Consider the following 26484-nt stretch of genomic DNA (forward strand, 5'->3'; position numbering starts at 1 on the left):
CCGTCTGGCAGTGCTTGGCGGGTCAGACCCCGCTGCGTGCCCGAGTGCGGGCGTTGCGGCGCTTGAGCGCACGCCGCTCGTCTTCGCTCATGCCGCCCCACACGCCGGCGTCCTGACCGGTTTCCAGCGCCCACGTGAGGCATTCGGTGACCACTGGGCACCGGGTGCAGACCTGCTTCGCGGCCGCGATCTGAGCAAGCGCGGGACCGCTGTTTCCCACCGGGAAGAACAGCTCCGGGTCCTCGTCGCGACAGACCGCCTTGTGGCGCCAATCCATAGGTCTCCAACTCCTCACTCTGGGCGCAGCGGCGTGCGCAACGATGTTTCTTAACTGTTATGTGCGGCGCAAGAAATGGTTACGGCTTACGTCCGATCGATTGATCGTTTCACAACCTGGACAGATGTCAAGGGTGCGCTTTATCACGTGGCCGACGTCACGTCCGCGCGGGGCTGCTCCCGGAGATTCCGCAGGGATGTACTAACATGAGACCCTCTGTGCGCTCGTCACCGGAATGTTCGCCATCTCCGCAGTTCAGCAAAGTATTTTAGCCGGCGGCGCCACCACGCTCAAAGCGTCCGGGACCGCGCGGAACGTCATCGAGGTACGCAGCCCGAGGTACTCGCCGTCGATCTGCGTGGCGATAGGCGTGTCGCCCGCGTCGACGCGCAAAGTGGCCACATTGTCATCGCGAATGAGTTGTTTGGCGCGCGGGTTCGGTCGTTTCGACAGCATCTGGCGGACCAGTCGCAGGGTCGGCAGCACCTTCAGGCTGGTGGTAGCGAATAAGCCCATGCCCGACTCGAAAGTGGTGTCGGGGTTGGTGAACACCGACCGCTGATCGGCGTAGGTCCACGGGCTGCAGTTCGAGATGAAGGCGAAGTGCACGCCGGTGATCGGGTCGGCGTCGTTGATCTGCAGGGTCAGGGTCGGTTCACGCCGGGTGGCGGCCAGCACCGTGCGGACCGCCGCGCGGATGTAGCGCAGTGCGCTGACATCGCCGCCCTTCTCGCGCTCGGCCTCGACCGCGGCCACAACCGCACCGTCGAGGCCCATGCCGGCGTTGAGCACAGACCACCGCTCACCGCAGTCGATCAACCCGATTCGACGCCAATTCGGGTGTCTGTCAACATCTTCGATCAACTCGATCAGTTGATTGGTAGCCGCGATAGGGTCGGCGGCCATCCCGAGTGAACGGGCGAAGACATTCGCCGACCCGCCGGGCACCACCGCCACCGCGGGCAGGTGCGGCGGCGGCGCGGAGCCGGGCTCGCCGAGTAGACCGTTGACCACACCGTGCACGGTGCCGTCGCCGCCGTGGGCGATCACCAGGTCGATCCCATCGCGGGCGGCGGCCTGGCTGATCTCGATGGCGTGGCCGCGGTAGTCGGTGTGCGCGACGGTCAGCTCGAGCCGGCTCTTGAGGGCGTGCGCCAACAGATCGCGGCCGGCCGCGGTGGTAGAGGTGGCATTGGGATTCACGATCAGCACGGCACGCACAAGGTAAGAGTCTATGGGCAATCGGCGGGTGGTCGGGGCGTGGTTAGGCTGGCCGCGTGACCGACCACGCCGACCGGCCGCCCGCCGTGCTCGTTGCCGGCGGGATCGTCGCGGCTCAGGGGGCGGCCGCGCTGGCGGTGGCGGCGGTGCTGGTGGTGCGCGGCCTGGCAGGCGCGGATCAGCAGGTGGTCAGCGGTTACGGCACTGCGGTGTGGTTCGCGCTGATCGGTGCCGCGGTGCTGGCCGCCGGCTGGACTCTGCTGCGGGGACGGCGGGCCGGGCGCGGCGTCGCGGTGATCACCAACCTGACCCTGCTGCCGGTCGCCTGGTATCTGGGTGTCGGATCGCAGCGCTGGGGTTACGGCGTGGCGGTCGCGGTGGTGGCGCTGGCGGTGCTGGCGGCGCTGTTCAGTCCGGCGGCGCTGCGCTGGGCAGCTGGGCGCCCAGCGCCGTCAGGATCGTCCTGAACTTCGTCACGGTCTCGGCCAGTTCGTCGGCCGGATCGGATTCGGCGACGATCCCGCCGCCGGCGTGCGCCAGTGCGGATCGCCGGTCAGCGGAGAGCCGCGCGCCGCGGATCGACACCACCCAGGCGCCGTCACCGTCGGCGTCGCACCAGCCCACCGCGCCGGCATAGAAACCCCGGTCGCCTTCCAGTTCGGTGATCAGGTCGACCGCGGCGGCGGTAGGGACGCCGCCGACCGCGGCGGTCGGGTGCAGCGCCAGCGCCAGATCCAGTGCCGTGGTGGAGGTGTCGCGCAGCCGGCCGCTGATCGGGGTGCTCAGGTGCCACACCGCTGCGGTGCCGGTCAGCCGAGCGGGCGCGACGTCCAACTCGGCGCAGAGCGGTTCCAGCACGGCCCGCAGCTGATCGACGACGAGCTGGTGCTCGTGGCGGTTCTTGCCGGATTCGGCCAGCGCGGCGCCGTTGGCGGCGTCGACGTCCGGGTCGGGAGAGCGGGGTGCGGAGCCGGCGAACGGCCGGCAGGTGACCCGGTCGCCGTCGCGGGCGACCAGCAACTCGGGGCTGGCGCCCACCAGCACCGTGCCGGTGTGCTCACCGCCGGCCGCGCTCAGGTCGGACAGGTAGCCGTAACTGCTCGGGTCGGCGGCCACCAGGCGGCGCAACACGGCGCCGGCGTCCAGCGGTGCGTCGGCGGCCAGCGCCAGCCCGCGGGCCAGCACCACCTTGTGCAGCACCGCTCGCGGTGCCCTCAGCTCGTCGAGTGCCCGGCGAATCCGGGCTCGGTGCTCCTCGGGCTCGGGCAGGGCCCCGGCGATGTGCACCGCAGGCATCACCGGATCCGCCTGCGGTGGCAGGGCATCGGTGCGGTACACCCGATGGGGGGTGAACAGCGCGGTCGCGGCGCCCGGTCGGAAAGGCAACGCGCCCAGAATAATTGACGCTCGGCCATCGGCCAGTGCGGCTCGCGCGTCAGCGACGTCGCTGAAGCCGGCTGCCACCTCATCGGCCCACAGCGTTCCGCCCGGTCCGGACAGCACGAATGCCGGTGTGCTCACGGTGCTTCCGGCCCGGTCAGGCCGAGTGCCGCCAGCTGGCGTACTCCGTGCTCGAATCCGCAGACGGCCACCGACGCCGGCGGCATCGCGAACCGGGCGCCGTCGGCCAGTGCCAGATCCAGCCAGCGGGTGATCACCGCCCGGGAGAAATGCGCGTGCCCGACGAACACCACGTCGCGGGTCGCCAACTGCGCCAGCGCGACTGCCACCATCCGATCGGCGCGGTCGCTGACCTGGGCCACGGTCTCGCCGCCGGGGCTGCCGTGTGTCCAGACCAGCCAATCGGATTCCGATTCGCGGATCTCTGGCGTGGTCAGTCCCTCGTAGCGCCCGTAGTCCCATTCGGCGAGGTCCTCGGAGGTCTCATCGACATGCAGGCCGGCGAGTTCGGCGGTCACTTGGGCGCGCCGGCGCGGGCTGCAGATCACCAGCGCGTTGTCGGGCGCCAGCTTGGTCAGCGTCGCGCGGGCGGCGACGGCCTGACGCCGGCCGATGTCGGTCAGATCCAGGTCGGTGCGTCCGGTGTGCCGGCCGCTGCGGGACCACTCGGTCTCACCGTGGCGCAGCAGCAGCAGGCGGTGCCCGTCGATCCCCACGCCTGCCGATTCTGCCCGACGGCAGACTGTCGGGTCACCGGGCGTGCCAGTATGTCGGTGTGACGGGCATGCGAATCTTGGCGGTTGCCAATCAGAAAGGCGGCGTGGCCAAGACCACGACCGTGGCCTCGCTGGGCGCGGCGATGGCCGAGCTGGGCCGGCGGGTGCTGCTGGTCGACCTCGACCCGCAGGGCTGCCTGACGTTCTCGTTGGGACACGACCCCGACAAGCTGCCGGTATCGGTGCACGAGGTGCTGCTCGGTGATGTCGAACCCAGCGCCGCACTGGTGCCGACCGGCGAAGGTATGACGTTGCTGCCGGCCAACATCGACCTGGCCGGCGCGGAGGCGATGCTGCTGATGAGGGCTGGCCGCGAGTACGCCTTGCAGCGGGCGCTGGCCAAACTGGACGACCAGTTCGACGTGGCCATCATCGACTGCCCGCCGTCACTGGGGGTGCTCACCCTCAACGGGCTCACCGCGGCCGGCGAGGTGATCGTGCCGCTGCAGTGCGAGACCCTGGCGCACCGCGGCGTCGGGCAGCTCCTGCGCACCGTCAACGACGTCCAGCAGATCACCAACCCGAAGCTGCGTCTGCTCGGGGCGCTGCCCACCCTGTATGACTCGCGCACCACGCACAGCCGTGACGTGTTGCTCGACGTCGCCGACCGCTACAGCCTGCCGGTGCTGGCCCCGCCGATCCCGCGCACGGTGCGCTTCGCCGAGGCCAGCGCGTCGGGAGCCTCGGTGATGGCCGGGCGCAAGAACAAGGGCGCGCAGGCCTACCGGCAGCTGGCCGAGGCGCTGCTCAAGCACTGGAAGAACGGCAAGGCGCTGCCGACTTTCACCCCGGAGGTCTAGCCCGGGAAAACTCAGCCCAGCCCCACCACGGTGTCGTCGCGCTGTTCGAGGATCATCGGGCCGGACACCACCGGAAACACCGAGGACACCCCGGCCGGACGACTGACCGGGATAACGCGTTCGGGTGCACCGGTCTTCTGGTCGTAGACGCCGACGCCGCCGGTGACGGGAATCAGCAGCCGATCGGCCATGATCGCCGCGGGCCCCAGCGGAACCGCGGGCCCGGACGCGCCGATGGTGTACCGGTAGGCCAGGGTGCCCGAATCGAACACCAGCACCGCGTCGCCGGTCCACCAGCAGATCAACCCGGTGGGCCGCGACACCGTCACGGCGGCGCTGGCGGCGGTGGGTTCGGCCGGCAGCAGTGTCTTGGCGATCACGGTGCCGGTCTGGTCGAAGACCTCGACCCGCGGCTCCGGGGTGGGCAGGTACACCGCGGTGTTGGTGCCGGTGTCGGATTCGGTGACCGCCAGCACCCGGGCCCCGGAGTCGGCGGCCACCCCCAGGTCGGGGACATGCTGCTGTTCGGGTTCGTCCTCGTCCTTGGCGGGGCGCAGCAGCGTCAATTGCAGATCTGCCTGGCCGGCGCAGGACTCCAGCACCGAGACCGCCGCGGACGACGCCGCCGCCGACACCAGGATGCAGCCCTGGCCGCGGCCGCGGGCCGACGGCTTCACCCGGGCGTCGATCTCGCCGTAGGACAGCACCCGCACCATGTCCGAGCGCCATAGTTCCAGGCGGGTGCGCCCGGCCGAGAGCACCGCGCTGCCCTCCGAGGTGACGGTGACGGTCTTGTCGGCGTAGCTGGTCCGGGACGGCCCGCGCATGCCGGTCGCAGCGGTGACGGTGCTGACCTGGCCGCAGCCGCGGGAGTCGGGATACACCCCGACGGCCTGACGGTAGATCCACGACACCGCGCACAGGTCGACCCCGCGCGCATAGCTCCAGCGCTGCTCGCCGGTATTGGGGTCGCGCCCGGTCATCTGCGGCCCGTCGCCGGTGATCAGCGTGCCGGAGACCACCACCGGGGAACCGGTGGCCGGGCTGGCCGCGGTCCAGCGCTGGCTCAGTGCCGTCGGCACCATGACCGCCGACTGCGGGTTGGCTGAGATGTCCGATGCCGGGCGGAGGACGGTGGCGCGGGCGTCACTGGTCCACCAGATGGCCGCCCCGGCGATCACGACCGCGGCGGCTATCGCTGCGGCAGCCATCAGATCGCCTCTGGTGCGGCGTTCCGGTCGGACCATCGGACCTGCGCTCAGCTGCCGTTCGCGGCCGCGACGGCGGGCTTGTTCGGCCGCCGGCGGCGACGACGCCGTGGCGCGGCCTGGCCGTTGTCGTCAGTGGCCGCTGCGGTCTCGGCAGTGGTCTGCGGTGCGGTGCCGTCGCCCTGGCCGCCGCGGGTGCGCCGCCGTGACCGGTTCGGGTTGCGGGGCTCGCGCCGGCGGTCGGCGGAGGTCTCGCGGCGCTCGCCGTCCTCCCGCTTGGCCGGTGCGCGGCGCGGCTTGCCGATGCTGCCGGTTACATCGGTGGGGATGTTGAGCTCGGTGAACAGATGCGGGGAGCTGGAGTAGGTCTCGGCCGGGTCCGGGCAGCACAGGTTCAATGCCTTGTCGATCATCGTCCAGCGGGCCAGCTCGTCCCAGTCCACCAGCGTGACCGCGACGCCGGTGCGGCCCGCCCGGCCGGTGCGGCCGATCCGGTGCACGTAGGTCTTCTCGTCGTCGGGGCACTGGTAGTTGATGACGTGCGTGACGTCGTCGATGTCGATACCGCGGGCGGCCACGTCGGTGGCCACCAGCACATCGATCTCACCGCCGCGGAACTGCTTGAGCGCCTTCTCCCGGGCCACCTGACCCAGGTCGCCGTGCACCGCCCCGACCTTGAAACCGCGCTCGCCCAGATCGTCGGCGACCTTCTGCGCGGTGCGCTTGGTGCGGGTGAAGATCATCGTCGCGCCGCGGCCGCGGGCCTGCAGCACCCGGGCGACCAGTTCCGCCTTGTCCAGCGCGTGGGCGCGGTAGACGAACTGCTCGGTCGCGTCGTGCACCGCCGAGGAGTGCGGCGCCTCGGCGCGGATGTGGGTGGGCTGGTTCATGAAGCTGCGGGCCAGCGTGATGATCGGGCCGGGCATGGTCGCCGAGAACAGCATCGACTGCCGGTCGTCGGGGATGCGGGCCAGGATGCGCTCGATGTCGGGCAAAAAGCCCAGGTCCAGCATCTCGTCGGCCTCATCGAGTACCAGGACCGCCAAGCCGCCCAGCTGCAGGTGGCCCTGCTGGGCCAGGTCGAGCAGGCGGCCCGGGGTGCCCACCACCACGTCGGCGCCGGCCTGCAGCGCCTCGATCTGCGGCTCGTAGGGCCGGCCGCCGTAGATGGCCTGCACCGACAGCGGACGCTCTCCGGCAGTCAGGTACTTGGCCGCGTCGGCGAGGTCGCCGGAGACCTGGATGCACAGCTCACGGGTGGGCACCACGACCAGCGCCCGCGGAATGCCGGACAGCGGCCGGTCGGTGCTGGTGGTCACACGCTGCAGCAGCGGGACGCCGAAGCCGTAGGTCTTACCCATGCCGGTGCGGGCCTGGCCGATCAGGTCGTCGCCGGCCAGGGCCAGCGGCAGCGTCAGCTCCTGAATCGCGAAGGCATGCTCGATGCCGTCCTCGGCCAGGGCGCGCACGATCTCATCGCGGACGCCCAGTTCGGCGAAGCTCGGGGGAGTGGTCGGGGTGGTGGTGGAGATAAGCGGGGTCATGCGCTGGCAGATGCCTTTCGAAGTCGGCGCGGTATGTCGGTCGATCGCGGTGTGGTTCGGGCGCACACACTGCGACAGTCGATACCTTGCCGATTCGGGGCCTCACACTCGCTGAGGAGGCGGGCCACCCGCGTGCACGCATATTGCGCGGCAGCGCCGAGAACGGCACTGCCTGCTGGTCATAGTACCTGGTCGGGCCGGACATCCGCCTATCGCAGCGCAACGCCTACAGTGTGGTGATGAATTCGGTTCCCTCGGCCGACCCGGTGGCGCAGGCTGAAAAGCCGCGGTTGTCCGCCGATCATCCCGGTGTCAACGAGCTTTTCGCGCTGCTGGCCTACGGCGAGGTGGCGGCGTTCTACCGGCTCACCGACGAGGCCCGGATGGCGCCCGACCTACGTGGTCGGATCTCGATGGCGGCCATGGCCGCAGCCGAGATGGGGCACTACGAACTGCTGCGTGCGGCACTGCACTCCCGTGGCGTCGACGTGGTGGCCGCGATGTCGAAATACGCCACCGCCCTGGACAATTACCATCGACTGACCATGCCCAGCACCTGGCTGGAGGCTCTGGTCAAGACCTACGTCGGTGACGCGATGGCCGCCGACCTCTACCGGCATATCGCCGACGGGCTCCCCGATGAGGCGGCCGACGTGGTGCGCGCCGTGCTCGCCGAGACCCACCACTCCCAGTTCGTGCTGGAGGAGGTGCGCAGCGCGGTGACGGCCAGCGCCAAACAGCGCAGCCGGCTTGCGCTGTGGTCGCGCCGGCTGCTCGGCGAGGCGATCACCCAGGCCCAGTACGTGTTGGCCGACCACGATGAACTCGTGGACCTGGTGGTGTCGGGCTCGGCGGGGCTCAGCCACCTGGCGGCGTTCTTCGACCGGGTCCAGCACACCCATGACGAACGGATGCGCGAACTCGGGCTGGCCTGAAGCGGCGTCCCAATCCCTGGTGTCACAAGAGCATCCTGAATAACTTTGGCCTCTGAGCTGGTGGGGTGAGATCTTTACGGATCGGATATCGCCGGCGATAGCGCTCGCCGCAGGCGCCGGGCCTGATAGAGCTGGGACGTACGGGATCCGGCGTTATCGCCGACGGCGAACGGCCGGTGCGCACCAACCGCGACGCCGTCCACTAGCCTGCTTACAACGCCCACCGCGAAACGAAAGGGGCCGGCGTGGAGGTCAAGATCGGGGTCACCGACAGTGCGCGCGAACTGGTCATCAACAGCTCGCAGACGCCAGACGAGGTCGAGAAACTGGTCTCCGCCGCGCTGGGGAAGGGCACGGAACTGCTCGCCCTGACCGATGAGAAGGGCCGCCGCTACCTGGTGCAGGCCGCCAAGATCGCCTACGTGGAGATCGGCGTCGCGGACAGCCGCCGGGTCGGGTTCGGGATCGGCGCGGACGCCGCTAGCGCATAAGCGGCACGTGTGACAGCCCGCCCCAGGCGAACGCCACCGTGCCGTCGATGGCGTCCTCTTTGGAGATCGGGCGGTCACTGTCCAGCCAGTAGCGGGCGCAGTCGACGCTGATCGCCACCAACCCCACCGCGACCATCCGGGAGCGGTGCGGGTCCAGGCCGGAATCGTGGCTGACCAGATCGAAAACCGCGTCGATGCAGGACTCGGTGGCCACCCGAACCTGGACCGCCACCTGCGGCTCGGCCACGTTGTCGTTCTCGAAGATCAGCCGGTAGCCCTGGCCGTCGTGCTCGATGAAATCGAAGAACGCCTGAACCGCCGACCGCACCCGCTGGCGGTTGTCGGTGGTGGTCCGCAGCGCCTGGCGCACACCGGAGACCAGGTTCTCGACGTGTTTGGCCAGCACCGCGAGGTACAGCTCCAGCTTCGAGGCGAAGTGCTGGTAGAGGATCGGTTTACTGACACCGGCACGGTCGGCGATCTCATCCATCCCGGCGGCGTGGTAGCCACGGTCGACGAACACCTCGCTGGCGGCGATCAGCAGCTGGCCACGGCGCTCGTCACGGGGCAGTCGGCTGCCCCGGCGGTTGCCGGTCGCTGCCTTGACAGCGCCAGAGCCGCGCCCGGCCGACTTTGCGGCGGCGCGCTCAGCCGTGTCGATCGGTTTGCTCATCGACTCCTCAATCTCCGGTTCTGCCGACCGTCGGGCATGCTCACTCGACGGCCGGTGCGTGACAGCGAGACTACGCGCCGTGACCGTCACATCCGCCATCGACATCCGCCAATGCCACGTCGGATACCTTCGGGGCCGTCTTCCGGGGTGCTCCGGATGACCCCCGGTTGGCGCGGCGAAGAGTCCCAGCTCGCGGTGGCTGTGTCATCCTGGGACGGTGACCTACGACCCGGGGCGGCACGGCGGTCGAACCCCGGTGCTTCGGGATCGCTTCCGTGAACCGCTGCGCGCCCAGCGTGACCCGCTGGCGGCCGGTGCCGGGCGGGTGCGCTCTGAGCGCGACATCCACCGCCAGTGGCGCAAGCAGAGCTGGTTGGGCCGGTTCGTGTCCACCTACGGCTGGCGGGCCTACGCGCTTCCGGTGCTGCTGGCGCTGACCGTGGTGGTGGTCTACCAGACCGTGACCGGTACCGGGGTGCGCACCCACGACGTCGAAGACGGGATTTCGAGCCCGCCGACGATCGGATCGGCCGGCACCTCGATCATCGGTGCGCCGCCGCGCGGCCTGACCCAGTTCGACGTCAACCTGCCGACCGGAGTCCTGCCCGACGGCGGGCCGGTCAGCGTGGCCGGCAACATGACCTGGCATGTGATACCCGGCGCCGGGCAGGAGTTCGGGCAGGGCACCGAGAAGGTGTTCGCCTACACCATCGAGGTCGAGAACGGCGTCGACACCACCACCTTCGGCGGCGACGAGGGCTTCGCTCAGATGGTCGACCAGACCCTGCGCAACCCCAAGGGCTGGACGCACACCCCCCAGATCGGCTTCGTCCGGGTGGACGCCGCCAGCGGCGTCGAACCTGACTTCCGTATCTCGCTGACCTCGCCGATGACGGTCCGGGAGGGTTGCGGCTACGAGATCGAGCTGGAGGCGTCCTGCTACAACCCGTCCTACGGGGCGAAGTCGGAGCCGCGGGTGTTCATCAACGAGGCCCGCTGGGTGCGCGGCGCGGTGCCCTTCCAGGGCGACATCGGGTCCTACCGGCAGTACCTGATCAACCACGAGGTCGGTCACGCCATCGGCTATTCGCATCACGAACCTTGCGACAAGCAGGACGGCCTCGCGCCGGTGATGATGCAGCAGACGTTCGGCACGTCCAACGACGACGCGGCGAAGTTCGATCCGGAATGGGTCAAGCCCGACGGTAAGACCTGCCGATTCAATCCCTGGCCGTCCCCGATCGCCTGAGCCGATGTCCCCGTCACTGCCACCGTTGGTGGAACCCGCAGCCGAACTGACCCGCGACGAAGTGGCCCGCTACAGCCGCCACCTGATCATCCCGGACGTCGGCGTGCTCGGGCAGCGGCGCCTGAAGAACGCCCGGGTACTGGTCATCGGCGCCGGCGGCCTGGGTGCGCCCACCCTGCTGTATCTGGCCGCGGCCGGCGTCGGCACCCTCGGAATCGTCGATGACGACGTCGTCGAAGAATCCAACCTGCAGCGCCAGGTCATCCACGGGGTCTCCGACGTGGGTCGCTCGAAGGCCGAGAGCGCCCGCGACTCGATCGCCGCGATCAACCCACTGGTGCAGGTTCGGCTGCACCAGGTGCGGCTGACCGCGGACAACGCTGTCGAGCTGTTCGAGTCCTACGACCTGATCCTCGACGGCACCGACAACTTCGCCACCCGGTACCTGGTCAACGATGCCGCCGCGCTGGCGCACAAGCCGTACGTGTGGGGATCGATCTACCGCTTCGAGGGCCAGGTGTCGGTGTTCTGGGAGGACGCCCCGGACGGACGGGGCCTGAACTACCGCGATCTGTACCCCGAACCCCCACCGCCGGGAACGGTGCCGTCGTGCGCGGAGGGCGGCGTGCTGGGTGTGCTGTGCGCTTCCGTCGGGTCGGTGATGGGCACCGAGGCGATCAAGCTGATCACCGGCATCGGTGAGTCGCTGCTGGGCCGGCTGATGATCTACGACGCGCTCGCGATGAGCTACCGCACCATCGCCGTCCGCAAGGATCCGGCCACGCCGCCGATCACCGAGCTGACCGACTACGAGGCGTGGTGCGGCGTCGTCCCCGAGGAGGTCGGCGAGGCGGTTGCCGGGTCTACTATTACCCCCGCCGAGCTGCGTGAACTGCTCGACTCCGACCGGCCTCCGGCGCTGATCGACGTGCGCGAACCCGGGGAGTGGGCGATCAACCACATCGAGGGTGCAGTGCTGGTCCCGCAGTCGGTGATCAACACCGGAGCAGGTCTGGCGAGCGTGCCGCAGGACCGGATGTCGGTGCTGTACTGCAAGACCGGTGTGCGCTCCGCGGAGGTCTTGGCCACTCTGAAGAAGGCGGGATTCGCCGACGCGGTCCATCTGCAGGGTGGAATTGTGGCGTGGGCCAAGCAGATGCAGCCCGACATGGTCATGTACTAACGCTCTGAACGTAGTACGCCGTGTTGATGGCGGTGACCCGCCGCGCCCGGCTCCGCCGCGCTCGCGATCACCGCGGTTACTCTTATCGCGTGACAGTCGAGCCGCCGCCCGAGCATGTGCTGGCAACCTTCGGCATCCGCAATGTCACACCCACCCCACTCGGCGCCGGCTGGGAAGACGGTTGGAAGTGCGGGGAAGTGGTGCTGTCGATGGTTGCCGACCACGCCAGGGCCGCCTGGTCGGCAAAGGTGCGCGAGACACTGTTCGCCGACGGAATCCGGCTGGCCCGTCCGGTGCGCTCCACCGACGGACGCTATGTGGTGTCGGGGTGGCGCGCGGACACCTTCGTCGCCGGCAGCCCCGAACCCCGCCATGACGAGGTGGTGTCGGCGGCGGCCAGGCTGCACGAGGCCACCTCCAAGATGGAGCGGCCCCGGTTCCTGACCCAGGCGCCGGTGGCGCCGTGGGCCGACGTCGACGTGTTCATCGCTGCGGACCGGGCCGCGTGGGAGGACCGTCCGTTCGCCTCGCTGCAGGGCGGCGCTCGGCTGGCCCCGGGTTCGGTGGACGGCCAGCGGTCGATCGACCTGATCAATCAGCTTGCGACGCTTCGTAAACCGACCAAGAGCGCCAGCCAGCTGGTGCACGGCGACCTGTACGGCACGGTGCTGTTCTCCGGCGCCGCCGCACCGGGCATCACCGACATCACCCCCTACTGGCGACCGGCGTCGTGGGCGGCCGGGGTGGTGGTGGTGGACGCGCTGTCCTGGGGCGACGCCGACGACGGTCTGATCGAGCGCTGGGAGACGCTGCCGGAGTGGCCGCAGATGTTGTTGCGTGCCTTGATGTTCCGGCTCGCGGTGCATGCTTTGCATCCGCGGTCGACGGCGGAGGCGTTCCCAGGCCTGGCGCGTACCGCGGCGCTGGTGCGTCTGGCGCTGTAGCGGCTGCTCTTTCAGAACCGGTGCCGCGCCTCGCTGAGCCGGACCCGCCCGTCGTCGGCCAGCACTCCTTCGGCGCGCAGGCGTTCCAGTTGCGCGGTCTGCAGGTGCGCCGCCGGTCGCCCCGATGCCCGGATCACCCGGTGCCAGGGCAGGTCGGCGGAATCGGTGCGCATGATCCATCCGACGATGCGCGGACTGGAAAGCCCTGCGGCATCGGCGACGTCACCGTAGGTGGCGACCCGGCCGGCAGGTATCGCGGCGGCCAGCGCGCGCACCAGCTCGACCTGGTCTTCGGTCACCGGGGCCATCAGATCACCGGCAACCGCTCGCGGATCAGCGCCGCGACTGCGGCCGGCTGGGCGTGCGGCACCATGTGCTGAGAGTCGATGTCCACCAACCGGAAATCCGTTCCTGGGCGCTCTTCGAGCGCGGTGATGAGCTGCTGGCTCACATACGGCGGCGATGTGTGGGTGGCCCGCACCAGTGTCGTCGGCGTCGCGTCGGGCAGTGCCAGCGGGCGGGCCAACTCGCTCCAGTACGACATCATCGCCGGCACGCTGATCCGCCAGCCGACGCGTCCACTGGGCAACGTGATGAGGTGTTCGTCGACTTCGGCGTCGAGTACGGCCGCCGGAACATCCGACCAGGAGCCGTGCTCCTTCTCCGCGCGTGCCTCGGCGGCGTCGGGGTAGTCGGGGGACGCCAGCATCGCGTCGGCGATCCGCGCCATCCAGGCGCCGTCCAAGCCGGCCGCCGGGTCGAGCAGGACCAGCGCGGCCACCAGATCCGGGCGGGCGGCGGCCAGCTGCAGGGCGACGGCGCCGCCGAACGAATGCGCCACCACTACGACCGGCTGATCGGCGGCCGTCTCCAACAGTGCCGCGAGCTCGGCGACGTTGGCGTCGATGCTCCACGGGGCCGCCCACGACGAACGGCCGTGTCCGAGCAGATCCGGTGCGACGACCCCGAACTCGGCCAGGTGATCATCGGCCAGATGCTGCCAGCGTTGGCCGTGGCCGGTCAGGCCGTGAATCGCCAGGATTCGAACCGGTCCGGGTGGGCCGTAGCGGTGCACATGCAGGAGATCGCTCACCTCGGTGATGCTGCCAGCCGCGGCGCGTCGACGCTGCGCCGACCGGGACTTGTCACACCCCAATGCTGTGATGTCGGCATGTCGCAACGCTGGAGTCCCGACGCGTGCGCCGCGCTGGACCCGGCGCGGCGCGGGGTGCTGCGCGTCCTGGGCGGGCCCGGCACCGGCAAGACCAGCCTGCTGGTGGATGCGGCCGTCGCCCATGTAGCCGGCGGCGTCGACCCGGAATCGGTGCTGCTGCTCACCCCCGGCCGCGTCAGCACCGCTGCGCGTGCGGCGATGACGGCGGCACTGCTGGGTGCCCGCCCCGCCGGCCGGTCGGTGATCCGCGAATCGGTGGTGCGCACCGTGCACAGCTATGCGTTCGCGGTGCTGCAGCGCGCCGCCCGGCGGGCCGAGGCCGCTCCGCCCCGGCTGGTCACCGGCGCCGAGCAGGACAGCGTCATCCGCGAACTGCTCGCCGGCGACGGCGCCGGCGCCTGGCCGGCGTCGCTGCACGCCGCGCTGGCCACCGACGGCTTCGCCACCGAACTGCGGGACCTGATGGCGCGCTGCGCCGAACGCGGCGTCGACCCCGCGCAGCTGATCAGGCTGGGCAAACAGCACCGCCGCCCGGAGTGGACGGCCGCTGGCCGCTTCGCTCAGCAGTACGAGCAGGTGATGCTGCTGCGGGCCGCGGTCGGCACCGCCGCACCGCAGGCGACCACGCCGGCGCTGGGCGCCGCCGAGCTGGTCGGGGCCGCCCTGGAGGCGTTCGCCGCCGACGCCGAGCTGCTGGCCGAGGCGCGCAGCCGCATCCGGCTGCTGCTGGTTGACGACGCCCAGCAACTCGACCCGCAGGCCGCCCGGCTGGTGCGGGTGTTGGCCGCCGGAGTCCAGAGCACCGTGATCGCCGGGGATCCGGATCAGGCGGTGTACGGATTTCGCGGTGCCGAACCCGCGGCGTTGTTGGCTGACGGGGCCACGGTGCCCGTGGTTGCTTTGACGACGTCGCACCGGTGCGCCCCGGCGGTGGTCGCGGCCGTCAACGCCGTCGGCCGGCGGCTGCCCGGCATCAGCGCCACCCGGCGCCTGGAGGGCACCGGGTCCGATGCCGGATCGGTGACCGTGCGCACCGCGGCCACCGGGCACGCCGAGGCCGCCCTGATCGCCGACACCCTGCGCCGCGCCCACCTGATCGACGGGGTGCCGTGGTCGCAGATGGCGGTGATCGTCCGCTCGGTGCCGCGCGCGGCCGCCCGGCTGCCCCGCGTCCTGGCCGCCGCTGGTATCCCGGTGAGCGTTCCGGCAGGCGGCGGGCTGCTCGCCGAACAGCCGGCGGTGGCCGCGCTGCTCAGCGTGCTGGAATGCACGGCCCGCGGGGTCGACGAGCCCCGGGCGCTGGCACTGCTCACCGGGCCGATCGGCCGGGTGGACCCGATCTCGTTGCGGCAGCTGCAGCGGGCTCTGCGCCGGGGAGGTGGCGACGAGCAGGATGACCGGCTGGCGGCGGCGCTGCGCGGCGACACCGGCTCGCTGCCGGCCGGCCATATCCGGCCGCTGCGCCGGGTGCACGCGGTGTTGCAGGCCGCGGCACGCAGCCATGCCCAGGGCCACGACCCGCACCACACCCTGTGGCAGGCATGGAATCGCTCAGGGCTGCAACAACGTTGGCTCTCAGCCGCCGAGCGGGGCGGCCCGGCCGGAGCGCAGGCCGGTCGGGACCTGGACGCGGTGACCGCATTGTTCGACCTGGCCGAGCAGTATGCGGCGCGCACTGCCGGGGCCAGCTTGGCGGGACTCATCGAGTACGTCACCGCCATGCAGTTGGTGGCGCCGCGCGCCGAACCGGCAACGGGCACCGAGACGGTCGATGTGCTCAGCGCGCACGCCGCGCTCGGACGCGAATGGGACCTGGTGGTGATAGCCGGCGTTCAGGAGGGACTGTGGCCCAATACCATTCCGCGCGGCGGAGTGCTGGGAACCCAGCGGCTGCTGGACGCCCTGCGCGGTCTCGGTGACGACGTCTCGGCCCGGGCGCCGCTGCTCGCCGAGGAGCGCCGTCTGCTGGTGGCCGCGATGGGCCGGGCGCGGCGCAGTCTGATGGTCACCGCGGTCGACGGGGAGGCCGGTGGTGACGAGCAGATCCCGTCGGAGTTCCTCACCGAACTTCTCGGCTGCACGACCGGGGAGAGGGCCGTGCGGGTGCCGCCGGTGGTGGCCCCGCCGGTGCTGTCGGCGGCCGGGCTCGTCGGACGGCTTCGGGCCGTGGTCTGCGCGCCGGATGACGCGGTCGGTGATGATGAACGATCCCAGGCAGCAACGCAATTGGCCAGGTTGGCTCGGGCTGGGGTGCCCGGCGCCGACCCGGACGATTGGTACGGCACCACGCCGGTCAGCTCCACCGAACCGCTGTGGCACACCGGGACCGGGCCGCCCGTCACGCTGTCACCGTCGGCGCTGGGGAATTTGCTGGACTGCCCGCTGCGCTGGCTGGCCGAACGGCACGGCGGCGCCGACGGCCGCGACCTGCGCTCGACCATCGGATCGGTGATGCACGCGCTGGTCGCCCAATCGTCGGGTACCCGCGAACAGCTGCTCGCCGAACTGGACCGAGCCTGGCAGCAGCTGCCGTTCGACGCGCAGTGGTATGCGGCCAACGAGCGTGACCGGCACCGCGCCATGCTGGAAACCTTCCTGGAGTGGCGGGCGCAGACCCGCGACCAGTTCACCGAAGTCGGCACCGAGATCGCCTTCGACGGGGTGATCGACGCCGGCGACGGGGTCCGGTTGCGCGGGCGCATCGACCGGGTCGAACGCGATGCCGCCGACCGGCTGGTGGTGGTCGACGTCAAGACCGCCAAGAGCCCGGCCACCAAGGACGACGCGCAACAGCACGCCCAGTTGGCCGTCTACCAGCTCGCCGTGGAAGCCGGCCTGGTCGGATCCGGCGAAGTGCCCGGCGGCGCCCGGCTGGTCTACCCGGCCAAACCCCGCGACGGCGGCGCCACCGAACGCGACCAGGACCCGCTCACCCCCGACACCAGTCAGCAGTGGCGGGAACGGATCGCCGAGGCCGCCGCGGCCACCGCAGGCCCGGAGTTCACCGCCCGGGTCAACCTCGGCTGCCGGCACTGCCCGGTCCGGCCGATCTGCCCCGCCCACACAGGGAGCGACGCATGACGCATCGTTACGACCCCGCCGAACTGGCGTCCGCGCTCGGGCTGCACCAGCCCACCGACGAGCAGGCCGCGGTGATCGCCGCCCCGCCGGGCCCGCTGGTGGTGATCGCCGGCGCCGGCGCCGGCAAGACCGAGACCATGGCAGCCCGGGTGGTGTGGCTGGTGGCCAACGGCCACGCCGACCCCGGCCAGGTGCTGGGGCTGACGTTCACCCGCAAGGCCGCCGGTCAGCTGCTGCGCCGGGTCCGTTCCCGCCTGGCCCGGCTCGCGGGGGTCGGGCTGGTGATCCCCGAACCAGTCGGCGCCGGGCCCGATGCCGCTCCGGCGGCTCCCACCGTCAGCACGTATCACGCCTTCGCCGGTGCGTTGCTGCGTGAGCACGGGCTGCGCCTGGGGATCGAACCCGACACCCGGCTGCTCACCGAGACCGGACTGTGGCAGCTGGCCTTCGACGTGGTCAACAGCCATCCCGGCGAGCTGCGCACCGACCGGGACCCGGCCGCGGTCACCCGGGCGGTGCTGGGGCTGGCCGGCCAGCTCGCCGAGCACCTGGTGGATACCGATGCACTGCGCGACACCCACCTGGAGCTGGAGCGTCTGGTCCACACCCTGCCGCCGGGCCCGCGTCAGCGCGTCGAACCGAACCAGGCGCTGCTGAAAATGCTGGACACCCAGACCGGTCGCGCCGAACTGGTACCGCTCATCGACGCCCTGCACCAGCGGATGAGCGCGGAGCGGGTGATGGACTTCGGAGCCCAGATGTCCACCGCTGCCCGGCTGGCACAGGCCGACGAGGCCGTCGGCGCCCGGCTGCGGGCCACCTACCGGGTGGTGTTGCTCGATGAGTACCAGGACACCGGACACGCCCAGCGCATCGCCTTGTCGGCGTTGTTCGGCCGTGGTGCCGACGACGGCCTGGCGCTCACAGCGGTGGGCGACCCGATCCAGTCGATCTACGGCTGGCGCGGCGCCTCGGCGACCAACCTGCCCCGATTCGCCACCGACTTCCCGCTGTCCGACGGCAGTCCCGCGCCCACCCTGGAACTGCGGACCAGCTGGCGCAACCCGCCGGAGGTGCTGCACCTGGCCAATGAGATCTCCGCGCAGGCCCGGCAGCGCTCGGTCACCGTGCAGTCGCTGCGGCCCCGCCCGGATGCACCGCCGGGCGATGTGCGTCTTGCCCTGTTGCCTGACGTCAACGCCGAACAGCGGTGGGTCGCCGACCAGTTGGCGCAGCACTATGCGCGGGCCGCCGCCGAGGGTGTCGCCCCGCCGACGGCGGCAGTGCTGGTGCGGCGCAACGCCGATGCCGCGCCGCTGGCCGAGGCGATCCGGGCCCGCGGTGTCCCGGTGGAGGTGGTGGGACTGGCCGGCCTGCTGTCGGTGCCGGAGGTCGCTGACCTGGTCGCGATGCTGAGGCTGATCCAGGAGCCGACCGCCGGGTCCGCGGCGATGCGGGTGCTGACCGGTGCGCGGTGGCGGATCGGGGCTGCTGACCTGGCCGCATTGTGGCGGCGCGCAACACAATTGGCCCGGCCCGGCCATCCTGGTGAATCGGCCACCGAGATCGCCGCCGCGGCCGGAGTCGACTCCGACACCGCCTGCCTGGCCGACGCACTCGCCGATCCCGGCCCCGCCGAAGGGTATTCGGCCGCCGGGCACCGCCGTATCGTCGCCCTGGCCGAGGAACTGAGGGTGCTGCGCGGCCACCTGTGGCATCCGCTGCCCGACCTCGTCGCCGAGGTGCGCCGGGTGCTCGGCCTGGACACCGAGGTGCGTGCCGGGCAGCCGGTGACCGGCGAGGCGTCGGGCACCGAGCAGCTCGACGCGTTCGCCGATGTGGTCGCCGGCTATGTCGAACCCGGCGGCGGGGGAGTGGCCAGCCTGTCTGGCCTGCTGGGCTACCTAGCGGCGGCCGCCGATGCGGAGAACGGGCTGGCGCCCGCGGCCCCCGTGGTTGCCGCAGACCGGGTACAGATCCTCACCGTGCATGCTGCCAAGGGCCTGGAATGGCAGGTGGTGGCGGTGCCGCATCTGGTGTCTCGGGTGTTTCCCTCCACCGCGTCGCGGCGCAACTGGCTCTCCGATGCCGCCGAACTGCCGCCGCTGCTGCGTGGCGACCGGGCCCGATCCGGCGATCACGGCGTCCCGCTGCTCGACGTCGAGGCGGTCACCAACCGCAAGCAACTGCAGGAGTCCATCGAGGGGCATCAGCGCCGGCTGGACCAACGCCGGGTCGACGAGGAGCGCCGACTGCTCTACGTCGCGGTCACCCGCGCCGAGGACACCCTGCTGGTCTCCGGCCACCATTGGGGGTCGGGTGAGGCTACGCCGCGCGGTCCGTCGGAGTTCCTCACCGAGCTCAAGGCCGTCCTCGACGACTCGGCCGCCGCCGGATCGCCCTGCGGAACCGTCGACCAGTGGGCGCCGGAACCCGCCCCCGGTGAGCCCAACCCCCTGTCGGAGGTCGCCGTCGAAGCCAGTTGGCCGGCCGACCCGCTGGCCGGCCGGCGCAGTGATGTCGAGCGCGGTGCGGCATTGGTCGCCGGGGCGCTGGCCGCCGGCGAGCCCGAGGGCCGGCAGGCCGGCTCATGGTCTGTCGAGGTCGAGGCGCTGCTGGCCGAGCGGGCCCGCGCCGCCGAGCCGCCGCAACGCCTCCTGCCCGGCCAGGTCTCGGTGAGCAACCTGGTCGAGCTGAGTCGCGACCCGGACGGCGCCGCCCAGCGGCTCACCCGCCGGCTGCCGAATCGCCCCGACCCGCATGCGTTGTTGGGCACCGCATTTCACGAGTGGGTGCAGCGTCTCTACGGCGCCGAGCGGCTGTTCGAACTCGACGACCTGCCCGGTGCCGCCGACGCCGACCAGGCCCGGGCCGACGCGCAGGACCTGGCCGCACTGCAGACGGCGTTCCTGGATTCGCCATGGGCCGCCCGCACCCCGACCGACGTCGAGGTGCCCTTCGAGATGGCCGTCGGGCAGACCCTGGTGCGCGGCCGTATCGACGCGGTGTTCGCCGACCCGGACGGCGGGGTCACCGTGGTCGACTGGAAGACCGGCGCCGCCCCCGACGGGCCCGAGGCACGCCGACACGCCACCGTCCAGCTCGGGGTTTACCGGCTGGCCTGGGCGGCACTGACCGGTTGCCCGGAATCGCAGGTACGGGCGGCCTTCCACTACGTGCGCAGCGGCACCACCGTCGTCCCCGACGAGCTGCCCGGTTTGACCGAGCTCGCCGCACTGCTGAACTGTTGACCACCCGTGTGGTTACAGTGGGTCCGTGCATCAGGTGCGACCGATGACCGTTCGTCGTGGCAGGAGCTAGCTGGCGGCGGTTGCGTCGGCTCGACGAGTCGCTGACCGCCCAACCCAGCCACGCGCTCGTCGGCGTACTGCGCATCCCACAAGGGCAGTCCAGTCCCGGCCGTACCGTCTACAAGCGAAGCCTCATCGCGCTGGCGGCACTGGTGGTGTCCGCGTTGTTCGTCTACGCCGACCGCGACGGCTACCAGGATGTGCAGGGTGACCGGCTGACTTTCCTGGACTGCCTGTACTACTCGGCGGTGACCCTGTCGACGACCGGGTACGGCGACATCACACCCGTCACCGAGTTCGCCCGCATGATCAACGTGCTGATCATCACCCCGCTGCGGATCGCCTTTCTGATCCTGCTGGTCGGAACGACCGTGGAGGCGTTCACCGAGACCTCCCAGCAGGCATTCCGGATTCAGCGTTGGAGGAAAAGAGTGAAAGACCACACCATCGTGATCGGCTACGGCACCAAGGGGAAGACGGCGATCGCCGCCATGCTCGGCGACGACGAGACCACCCCGAGTGACATCGTCGTAGTGGACAACGACAAGGCCGTCCTCGACCGCGCCAAAGCCGCCGGGCTGGTGACCGTCGACGGCGATGCGACCCGGTCGGATGTGCTGCGGCTGGCCAGCGCACAGCGCGCGTCGGCGATCGTGGTGGCCACCGGCTCGGATGCCACCGCGGCGCTGGTCACCCTGACCGCCCGCGAGATCGCTCCAGAGGCAACCATCGTGGCGGCCATCCGCGAAGCCGAGAACCAGCACCTGCTGGAGCAGTCCGGCGCCAACTCGGTGGTGGTGTCCTCCGAGACCGCCGGGCGGCTGCTCGGCATCGCCACCACCACGCCCAACGTGGTCGAGATCATCGAGGATCTGCTCACCCCGGACGCCGGCTACGCCATCGCCGAACGGGAGGTGGAGCGCAACGAGGTCGGCGCATCGGCCAAGCACCTCAATGAGATCGTGCTCGGTGTGGTCCGGGAAGGCCGGCTGTTGCGGCTGGACACCCCGGACGTGGACGCCATTGAGGACGGCGACCGGCTGCTCTATGTGCGAACGATGGGCAACCAGTGACCTTCCGGCTGCACCAGGTGCCCCTGCTGTCGCGGGTCGGGGCGGATCGGGCCGACCAGTTGCGTTCCGACACCGACGCCGCCGTCGCGGGCTGGTCGGCCGCGGCGCTGATGCGGGTGGACCCGCGCAATCAGGTGCTGGTCGCCGACGGCCGGGTGGTGCTGCACGACGCGCGCGAACTCGGCGCAACCCCGCCGGCCGACGCGGTCTTCCTCGGCCGTATCGACGACGGCCGGCATGTCTGGGCGGTCCGCGGCGCGCTGCAGGCCCCGCCCGGCTCCGATGTCAGCGTGCTGGACCTGCGTGCGACCGGCGACATCTTCGACGACGCCAGCGCCCAGCTGGTGTCCTCAGCCATAGCTCTACTGAATTGGCATGACAGCGCGCGGTTTTCGCCGGTCGACGGCACAGCGACCCGCTCGGCGCGCAGCGGGTGGGCGCGAACCAATCCGCTCACCGGTGCCGAGGAGTTCCCGCGGATCGATCCGGCGGTGATCTGCCTGGTGCATGACGGCGCCGATCGGGTGGTGCTGGCTCGCCAGCACAACTGGCCGGTCCGGATGTTCTCGCTGCTGGCCGGATTCGTCGAGGCGGGCGAGTCGTTCGAGGCCTGCGTGGCCCGCGAGGTGCGCGAAGAGGTCGGACTGTCGGTGCGGGAGGTGACCTATCTGGGCAGCCAGCCCTGGCCGTTCCCGCGCTCGCTGATGGTGGGCTTTCACGCGGTCGCCGACCGGGGCGAGGAGTTTGTTTTCAGCGACGGCGAGATCACCGAGGCCAACTGGTTCACCCGCGACGAGGTGCGGGCCGCCCTGGCCGCCGGTGCCTGGGACGGCGGCAACGCGGACGCGAAACTGCTACTGCCCGGCTCGATCTCGATCGCCCGGACCATCATCGAATCCTGGGCCGAAGCCGGGAGCTGAGTCGGGGTTCAGCCGCCCAGCCGCTCCAGCTTCGCCTTGACCTCACGCCCGGTCGGGTTCGTCAGCGTGGAGCCGTCGGCGAAACGCAGCGTCGGCACCGTCCGGTTGCCGCCGTTGGCCGAGGCGACGAACTCCGCGGCGGTCGGGTCCATCTCGATGTCGATCTCGTCGTAGGCGATCTCGAACTTCTCCAGGGACTTCTTGAGCTGGCGGCAATACCCGCACCACTGCGTGGTGTACATGATGAGCGGCGGATCGCTAACGGTCATAGCTGTCCAAACTAGTCGAAGGCGAGTCAGAGGTGCCTGTCAAGATGGTCACCATGGCCGACTCGCTGATCGCCGCACTGGACGACGAGCAGCGTGCCGCCGTGCTGGCGCCGCGCGGGCCGGTGTGTGTGCTGGCCGGCGCCGGGACCGGCAAGACCCGCACCATCACCCACCGGATCGCAGCGCTGGTGGCCGGCGGTCATGTCGCGGCCGGGCAGGTGCTGGCGGTCACGTTCACCCAGCGTGCCGCCGGGGAGATGCGCTCCCGGTTGCGCGCGCTGGGCAACGCGGTCAACGGTGGCAGTGGCGTGGGCAGCGTTCAGGCGCTGACCTTCCACGCCGCCGCGCGCCGACAGCTGCGCTACTTCTGGCCGCGGGTGGTCGGCGATACCTCCTGGGAGCTGCTGGACCGCAAGTTCGGGGTCGTGGCCCGCGCCGCCGGCCATGCCGGGCTGCGCCTGTCCAACGACGACGTGCGCGACGTGGCTGGTGAGATCGAGTGGGCCAAGGCGTCCCTGATCTCCCCGGAGCAGTATCCCGAGGCCGTCGCCGCCGCCGGCCGCGACACCCCGGTGGATGCCGCGCAGCTGGCGCAGGTCTACGCCGGGTATGAGGCGCTGAAGGTCCGCGGTGAAGTCACGATGCTCGACTTCGACGACCTGCTGCTGCACACCGCCGCCGCCATCGAGAACGATGCGGCGGTGGCCGCGGAGTTCCGGGACCGCTACCGCTGCTTCGTCGTCGACGAATACCAGGACGTCACCCCGCTGCAGCAGCGGGTGCTGTCGGCCTGGCTGGGCCAGCGCGACGACCTGACCGTCGTCGGTGACGCCAACCAGACCATCTACTCGTTCACCGGCGCCTCGCCGCGCTACCTGCTCGACTTCACCCGCCGCTTCCCCGACGCCGCGCTGGTGCGCCTCGAACGTGACTACCGCTCCACCCCGGAGGTGGTAGCACTGGCCAACCGGGTGATCGCCGCCGCCCGCGGGCGGGTGGCGGGCAGCAAGCTGAAGCTGATCGGTCAGCGCGAGTCCGGCCCGACGCCCACCTTCCGGGAGCACCTCGACGAGGTCGCCGAGGCCACCGCGGTGGCCAAGTCGATCGCCCGGCTGATCCAGGGCGGCACCGCCGCGGCCGAGATCGCGGTGCTGTACCGGATCAACGCGCAGTCGGAGGTCTACGAGGAGGCGCTCACCGAGGCCGGTGTCGCCTACCAGGTGCGCGGGGGAGAGGGATTCTTCACCCGCCAGGAGATCCGCCAGGCGCTGGTCGCGTTGCAGCGGGTCGCCCAGCGCGACACCGAAGGCCAGGCCCTGCCGGTGCTGGTGCGTGCGGTGCTGGAGCCGCTCGGGCTGACCGCCGAGCCGCCCGCCGGAGCCCAGGCGCGGGAACGCTGGGAGGCCCTCGGTGCGCTGGCCGAGCTCGTCGACGACGAAGTGGCCCAGCGCCCGGACCTGGACCTGCCTGCGCTGCTGGCCGAGCTGCGGATGCGCGCCGACTCCCGGCACCCACCGACCGTTCAGGGCGTCACGCTGGCGTCGCTGCACGCCGCCAAGGGCCTGGAGTGGGACGCGGTGTTCCTGGTGGGCCTGGCCGACGGCACGCTGCCGATCTCGCATGCCCTGGCGCACGGCCCGGACAGCGAAGCCGTCGAAGAGGAACGCCGGCTGCTCTATGTCGGTGTTACCCGCGCGCGCATTCACCTGGCGTTGAGCTGGGCGCTGGCCCGCGCCCCGGGCGGGCGGGCGTCGCGCAAACCGTCGCGGTTCTTGCAGGGGATCGCGCCGCAGGCCGACGTTGCCGCCACTCCGGCCAAGCGCCGGGCCCGCGGCGCCCCGAAACGCTGCCGGGTCTGCAGCAAGGACCTGGCCACCCCGGCCGCCATCATGTTGAGCCGGTGCGAGACCTGCGCGGCCGATGTCGACACTGAGCTGCTGGTGGCGCTCAAGGACTGGCGGCTGCGCACCGCCACCGAGCTGAAAGTGCCCGCCTACATCGTCTTTTCCGACAACACCTTGACCGCGATCGCCGAGATGCTGCCGGTGGACGAGGCCGCGCTGGTGGCGATCCCGGGCATCGGTGCGCGCAAGCTGGAACAGTTCGGCTCCGACGTGCTGGAGCTGGTCCGCAACCGCGGCTGAATCCGCAGGTCAGAAAATCGGTTGTGCATCCCGCGGCTCAACCGTTAACCTGCCTAACCATGACCACCCGAAGCACGGTCGCGGTAGCCGCCGCACCCGCCGCAGCGCATGCCGCTGCCGGCGTGTCCGTGCATCGTGGTTTCGGTTAGCCCGTCAACTGACCGACCCGATGGCCGCGGACCCCCCTGAGGATCCGTGGCCATTTTTCATTTTCCAGCTAGGAGCATCCCGATGAAGAACCGATTGCGGTTGCCGTGTCGCACCGCACCCGACCTGTGGTTCTCGGAGAACCCCGCCGACCTGGAGCGGGCCAAGACGCTGTGCGGCGACTGCCCGATCCGTCAGCGGTGCCTGGCGGTGGCGTTGCAGCGCGCCGAACCGTGGGGGGTGTGGGGCGGCGAGATCCTCGACCGCGGCACCGTCATCGGCCGCAAACGGCCGCGTGGGCGGCCGCGCAAGGAACCGCTGGCGGCGTAAGCGATCAGGCGGTGAAGCCCGGCACGTACTCCTCGGACAGGCGCTTGACCGGCACGTGGGCGTCAAGCTGGCACATGATCGCCGTGGTCGAGACGAGCACCCGCATCGGCATCGCCAGTTTGGGCGGCAGGTCGAGCTGACGCGCGGTCTTGAGCTGCTCGACGGGACGCTCCAACTGCTTGCCGGCCATCCGCATCAGCCATTTGCGGCTGTAGTGGAACACCTCGACTTCCACCGGCTCGACGTACTGGCGCAGCATCTCGTCGATCTCGCGGACCGAGACTTCCTGGCCCTTCTGGATGAAGCCGCCCTGGCGCATCGTCGCGATGACCTGGTCGTAATCCTTGTCGCGGGCGTAGCGCACCGCAGCACCCAGTTCGGCCGGGAACCCGCCCGGCATCGGGGCGACCGCACCGAAGTCGATGACGCCCATCTTGGTGCCGTCGATCAGCATGAAGTTGCCGGGGTGAGCGTCGCCGTGGATCAGCTCCAGCCGGCGCGCGGCGTCCCAGGTGAACTCGGCCAGCCGGGTGCCCATCAGGTCACGCTGCTCGACGGTGCCGTTGCGGATGATCTCGGCCATCCCGACGCCCTCGATCCACTCCTGGATTACCGTCTTGGGCGCTGAGGCCACCACGTTGGGGATGACGAAATGCGGGTGGTCCTTGTAGGCCTTGGCGAAGATCCGCTGGTTGTCGGCCTCCAGTCGGTAGTCCAGCTCCATCTCGGTGCGCTCGATCAGCTCGTCGACCACGCCCTGCACATCCACGCCGGGGGCCAGCTGCTTGAAGACGCCGGTCAGCCGCCGGATGGTCTTGAGGTCGGCGCGCAGTGCCTCGTCGGCGCCGGGGTACTGAATCTTGACCGCCACCTGCCGGCCGTCGGCCCAGACCCCGCGGTGCACCTGGCCGATGCTGGCCGAGGCGACGGGCTCGTCGTCGAAGGAGCTGAACCGCTCCCGCCATTTGGTGCCCAGCTGGCCGTCGAGCACCCGGTGCACCTTGTCGGCGGGCAGCGGCGGGGCGTCCTTCTGCAGCTTGGTCAGCGCCTCCCGGTAGGGCTCGCCGAACTCCTCGGGGATGGCCGCCTCCATCACCGACAGCGCTTGGCCGACCTTCATGGCCCCGCCTTTGAGTTCACCCAGGACGGTGAACAGCTGGTTGGCGGCCTTCTCCATCAGTTCGGCGGTGACCTCGTCTTTCGACTTGCCGGTCAGCCGTTTGCCGAGGCCCAGTGCGGCCCGGCCGGCGAAGCCGACCGGCAGGCTGGCCAGCTTCGCGTTTCGCGCTACGCTCCCACGCTTGATCTCTGACACGTGTCCATCATCCATGAC

At 70.7% G+C, this 26484-nt stretch carries 24 protein-coding genes; 13 read left to right on the top strand and 11 right to left on the bottom strand.

From position 1 onward, the window contains the following. Positions 1–22: 22 nt before the first annotated feature. Both K6T84_RS04840 and K6T84_RS04845 read right to left on the bottom strand, forming a co-directional pair. Entirely contained in the window at positions 23–277 is a 255-nt protein-coding gene (locus tag K6T84_RS04840; protein WP_224861842.1) for a WhiB family transcriptional regulator, read from the bottom strand. Positions 278–532: 255 nt separating this feature from the next. Then, positions 533–1498 carry a diacylglycerol/lipid kinase family protein gene (locus K6T84_RS04845; protein ID WP_224861840.1) on the bottom strand — a complete coding sequence of 322 codons (966 nt, stop codon included), beginning with the start codon at positions 1496–1498 and terminating at the stop codon, positions 533–535. Positions 1499–1554: 56 nt separating this feature from the next. Here K6T84_RS04845 and K6T84_RS04850 point away from each other — a divergent pair, with 56 nt between their 5' ends. Then, the gene (locus K6T84_RS04850; RefSeq protein ID WP_224861838.1) at positions 1555–1965 is read left to right on the top strand and encodes a hypothetical protein; all 411 of its coding nucleotides are present in this window, start codon (positions 1555–1557) and stop codon (positions 1963–1965) included. On the opposite strand, the gene K6T84_RS04855 is transcribed toward K6T84_RS04850, so the two are convergent. Together K6T84_RS04855 and K6T84_RS04860 are read right to left on the bottom strand one after the other, a co-directional pair. Beyond that, complete coding sequence (locus K6T84_RS04855; protein WP_225400431.1) at positions 1907–3019, bottom strand: isochorismate synthase; 1113 nt, start codon at positions 3017–3019, stop codon at positions 1907–1909. The genes K6T84_RS04850 and K6T84_RS04855 overlap by 59 nt on opposite strands. Then, positions 3016–3615 carry an acid phosphatase gene (locus K6T84_RS04860; RefSeq protein ID WP_224861834.1) on the bottom strand — a complete coding sequence of 200 codons (600 nt, stop codon included), beginning with the start codon at positions 3613–3615 and terminating at the stop codon, positions 3016–3018. The genes K6T84_RS04855 and K6T84_RS04860 overlap by 4 nt, the downstream gene beginning before the upstream one ends. A 68-nt stretch (positions 3616–3683) precedes the next feature. On the opposite strand from K6T84_RS04860, the gene K6T84_RS04865 reads away from it, so the two are divergent. Then, positions 3684–4475 (top strand): ParA family protein, encoded by a 792-nt coding sequence (locus K6T84_RS04865; protein WP_408066055.1) that lies wholly within the window; start codon positions 3684–3686, stop codon positions 4473–4475. Between the two features lie 11 nt (positions 4476–4486). Here K6T84_RS04865 and K6T84_RS04870 read toward each other — a convergent pair whose 3' ends face one another. Both K6T84_RS04870 and K6T84_RS04875 read right to left on the bottom strand, forming a co-directional pair. Then, positions 4487–5722: an Rv3212 family protein gene (locus K6T84_RS04870; protein ID WP_225400429.1), complete on the bottom strand. Its 1236-nt coding sequence runs from the start codon at positions 5720–5722 to the stop codon at positions 4487–4489. An 11-nt stretch (positions 5723–5733) separates the two neighbouring features. Continuing rightward, the gene (locus K6T84_RS04875; RefSeq protein ID WP_224861828.1) at positions 5734–7227 is read right to left on the bottom strand and encodes a DEAD/DEAH box helicase; all 1494 of its coding nucleotides are present in this window, start codon (positions 7225–7227) and stop codon (positions 5734–5736) included. A 239-nt stretch (positions 7228–7466) separates the two neighbouring features. On the opposite strand from K6T84_RS04875, the gene K6T84_RS04880 reads away from it, so the two are divergent. Beyond that, the gene (locus K6T84_RS04880; RefSeq protein WP_224861826.1) at positions 7467–8162 is read left to right on the top strand and encodes a ferritin-like fold-containing protein; all 696 of its coding nucleotides are present in this window, start codon (positions 7467–7469) and stop codon (positions 8160–8162) included. 245 nt (positions 8163–8407) lie between these two features. Next, positions 8408–8653: a DUF3107 domain-containing protein gene (locus K6T84_RS04885; protein WP_224861824.1), complete on the top strand. Its 246-nt coding sequence runs from the start codon at positions 8408–8410 to the stop codon at positions 8651–8653. Here K6T84_RS04885 and fasR read toward each other — a convergent pair. Next, positions 8643–9326, bottom strand: a complete 684-nt coding sequence (gene fasR, locus K6T84_RS04890; protein WP_225400428.1) for an HTH-type transcriptional activator FasR — start codon at positions 9324–9326, stop codon at positions 8643–8645. The genes K6T84_RS04885 and fasR overlap by 11 nt on opposite strands. A gap of 217 nt (positions 9327–9543) precedes the next feature. Here fasR and K6T84_RS04895 point away from each other — a divergent pair, with 217 nt between their 5' ends. The 3 genes from K6T84_RS04895 to K6T84_RS04905 all read left to right on the top strand — a co-directional run bounded on the left by K6T84_RS04895 (position 9544) and on the right by K6T84_RS04905 (position 12702). Continuing rightward, complete coding sequence (locus K6T84_RS04895) at positions 9544–10575, top strand: DUF3152 domain-containing protein (RefSeq protein ID WP_224861820.1); 1032 nt, start codon at positions 9544–9546, stop codon at positions 10573–10575. A gap of 4 nt (positions 10576–10579) precedes the next feature. After that, complete coding sequence (gene moeZ / locus K6T84_RS04900; protein WP_225400427.1) at positions 10580–11758, top strand: adenylyltransferase/sulfurtransferase MoeZ; 1179 nt, start codon at positions 10580–10582, stop codon at positions 11756–11758. A gap of 89 nt (positions 11759–11847) precedes the next feature. Next, positions 11848–12702: a TIGR02569 family protein gene (locus tag K6T84_RS04905; protein WP_224861816.1), complete on the top strand. Its 855-nt coding sequence runs from the start codon at positions 11848–11850 to the stop codon at positions 12700–12702. An 11-nt stretch (positions 12703–12713) separates the two neighbouring features. Here K6T84_RS04905 and K6T84_RS04910 read toward each other — a convergent pair whose 3' ends face one another. Then, positions 12714–13010 carry an MGMT family protein gene (locus K6T84_RS04910; protein WP_225400426.1) on the bottom strand — a complete coding sequence of 99 codons (297 nt, stop codon included), beginning with the start codon at positions 13008–13010 and terminating at the stop codon, positions 12714–12716. Continuing rightward, positions 13010–13795, bottom strand: a complete 786-nt coding sequence (locus K6T84_RS04915) for an alpha/beta fold hydrolase (RefSeq protein ID WP_224861812.1) — start codon at positions 13793–13795, stop codon at positions 13010–13012. Before K6T84_RS04915 ends, K6T84_RS04910 begins: the two co-directional genes overlap by 1 nt. Before the next feature lie 78 nt (positions 13796–13873). On the opposite strand from K6T84_RS04915, the gene K6T84_RS04920 reads away from it, so the two are divergent. Genes K6T84_RS04920 through nudC form a run of 4 tightly spaced genes read left to right on the top strand, consistent with a single transcriptional unit; the run spans position 13874 to position 22261 of the window. After that, positions 13874–16957 (top strand): ATP-dependent helicase, encoded by a 3084-nt coding sequence (locus K6T84_RS04920; RefSeq protein ID WP_225400425.1) that lies wholly within the window; start codon positions 13874–13876, stop codon positions 16955–16957. Continuing rightward, positions 16954–20208 carry an ATP-dependent helicase gene (locus tag K6T84_RS04925; protein ID WP_225400424.1) on the top strand — a complete coding sequence of 1085 codons (3255 nt, stop codon included), beginning with the start codon at positions 16954–16956 and terminating at the stop codon, positions 20206–20208. The genes K6T84_RS04920 and K6T84_RS04925 overlap by 4 nt, the downstream gene beginning before the upstream one ends. Before the next feature lie 56 nt (positions 20209–20264). Beyond that, positions 20265–21341: a potassium channel family protein gene (locus tag K6T84_RS04930; RefSeq protein WP_224861806.1), complete on the top strand. Its 1077-nt coding sequence runs from the start codon at positions 20265–20267 to the stop codon at positions 21339–21341. Beyond that, positions 21338–22261, top strand: coding sequence for an NAD(+) diphosphatase (gene nudC, locus K6T84_RS04935; protein ID WP_225400423.1), 924 nt, complete (start codon positions 21338–21340; stop codon positions 22259–22261). Before K6T84_RS04930 ends, nudC begins: the two co-directional genes overlap by 4 nt. 8 nt (positions 22262–22269) lie before the next feature. Here the strand turns inward: nudC and K6T84_RS04940 are convergent, their stop codons facing one another. Beyond that, positions 22270–22530, bottom strand: a complete 261-nt coding sequence (locus K6T84_RS04940; protein WP_225400422.1) for a mycoredoxin — start codon at positions 22528–22530, stop codon at positions 22270–22272. Between the two features lie 44 nt (positions 22531–22574). Here K6T84_RS04940 and K6T84_RS04945 point away from each other — a divergent pair, with 44 nt between their 5' ends. Both K6T84_RS04945 and K6T84_RS04950 read left to right on the top strand, forming a co-directional pair. Beyond that, a complete protein-coding gene (locus K6T84_RS04945; protein ID WP_225402039.1) occupies positions 22575–24674 on the top strand; it encodes an ATP-dependent DNA helicase UvrD2 in 2100 nt (699 codons plus the stop codon). A gap of 231 nt (positions 24675–24905) precedes the next feature. Next, positions 24906–25151: a WhiB family transcriptional regulator gene (locus K6T84_RS04950; protein WP_225400421.1), complete on the top strand. Its 246-nt coding sequence runs from the start codon at positions 24906–24908 to the stop codon at positions 25149–25151. Positions 25152–25155: 4 nt separating this feature from the next. Here the strand turns inward: K6T84_RS04950 and K6T84_RS04955 are convergent, their stop codons facing one another. Further along, positions 25156–26481 (bottom strand): macrolide-binding ATPase MABP-1, encoded by a 1326-nt coding sequence (locus K6T84_RS04955; protein WP_225400420.1) that lies wholly within the window; start codon positions 26479–26481, stop codon positions 25156–25158. Positions 26482–26484 lie beyond the last annotated feature (3 nt).

The organism is Mycobacterium zoologicum (assembly GCF_020181635.2).
Lineage (GTDB): Bacteria > Actinomycetota > Actinomycetes > Mycobacteriales > Mycobacteriaceae > Mycobacterium > Mycobacterium zoologicum.

Coding starts and splice junctions, on each gene's coding strand:
- K6T84_RS04920 (WP_225400425.1), top strand. CDS start 13,874: ATGTCGCAACGCTGGAGTCCCGACGCGTGCGCCGCGCTGGACCCGGCG.
- K6T84_RS04840 (WP_224861842.1), bottom strand. CDS start 277: ATGGATTGGCGCCACAAGGCGGTCTGTCGCGACGAGGACCCGGAGCTG.
- K6T84_RS04870 (WP_225400429.1), bottom strand. CDS start 5,722: ATGGTCCGACCGGAACGCCGCACCAGAGGCGATCTGATGGCTGCCGCA.
- K6T84_RS04865 (WP_408066055.1), top strand. CDS start 3,684: ATGCGAATCTTGGCGGTTGCCAATCAGAAAGGCGGCGTGGCCAAGACC.
- K6T84_RS04880 (WP_224861826.1), top strand. CDS start 7,467: ATGAATTCGGTTCCCTCGGCCGACCCGGTGGCGCAGGCTGAAAAGCCG.
- K6T84_RS04955 (WP_225400420.1), bottom strand. CDS start 26,481: ATGGATGATGGACACGTGTCAGAGATCAAGCGTGGGAGCGTAGCGCGA.
- fasR (WP_225400428.1), bottom strand. CDS start 9,326: ATGAGCAAACCGATCGACACGGCTGAGCGCGCCGCCGCAAAGTCGGCC.
- K6T84_RS04940 (WP_225400422.1), bottom strand. CDS start 22,530: ATGACCGTTAGCGATCCGCCGCTCATCATGTACACCACGCAGTGGTGC.
- moeZ (WP_225400427.1), top strand. CDS start 10,580: ATGTCCCCGTCACTGCCACCGTTGGTGGAACCCGCAGCCGAACTGACC.
- K6T84_RS04925 (WP_225400424.1), top strand. CDS start 16,954: ATGACGCATCGTTACGACCCCGCCGAACTGGCGTCCGCGCTCGGGCTG.
- K6T84_RS04875 (WP_224861828.1), bottom strand. CDS start 7,227: ATGACCCCGCTTATCTCCACCACCACCCCGACCACTCCCCCGAGCTTC.
- K6T84_RS04910 (WP_225400426.1), bottom strand. CDS start 13,010: ATGGCCCCGGTGACCGAAGACCAGGTCGAGCTGGTGCGCGCGCTGGCC.
- K6T84_RS04950 (WP_225400421.1), top strand. CDS start 24,906: ATGAAGAACCGATTGCGGTTGCCGTGTCGCACCGCACCCGACCTGTGG.
- K6T84_RS04945 (WP_225402039.1), top strand. CDS start 22,575: ATGGTCACCATGGCCGACTCGCTGATCGCCGCACTGGACGACGAGCAG.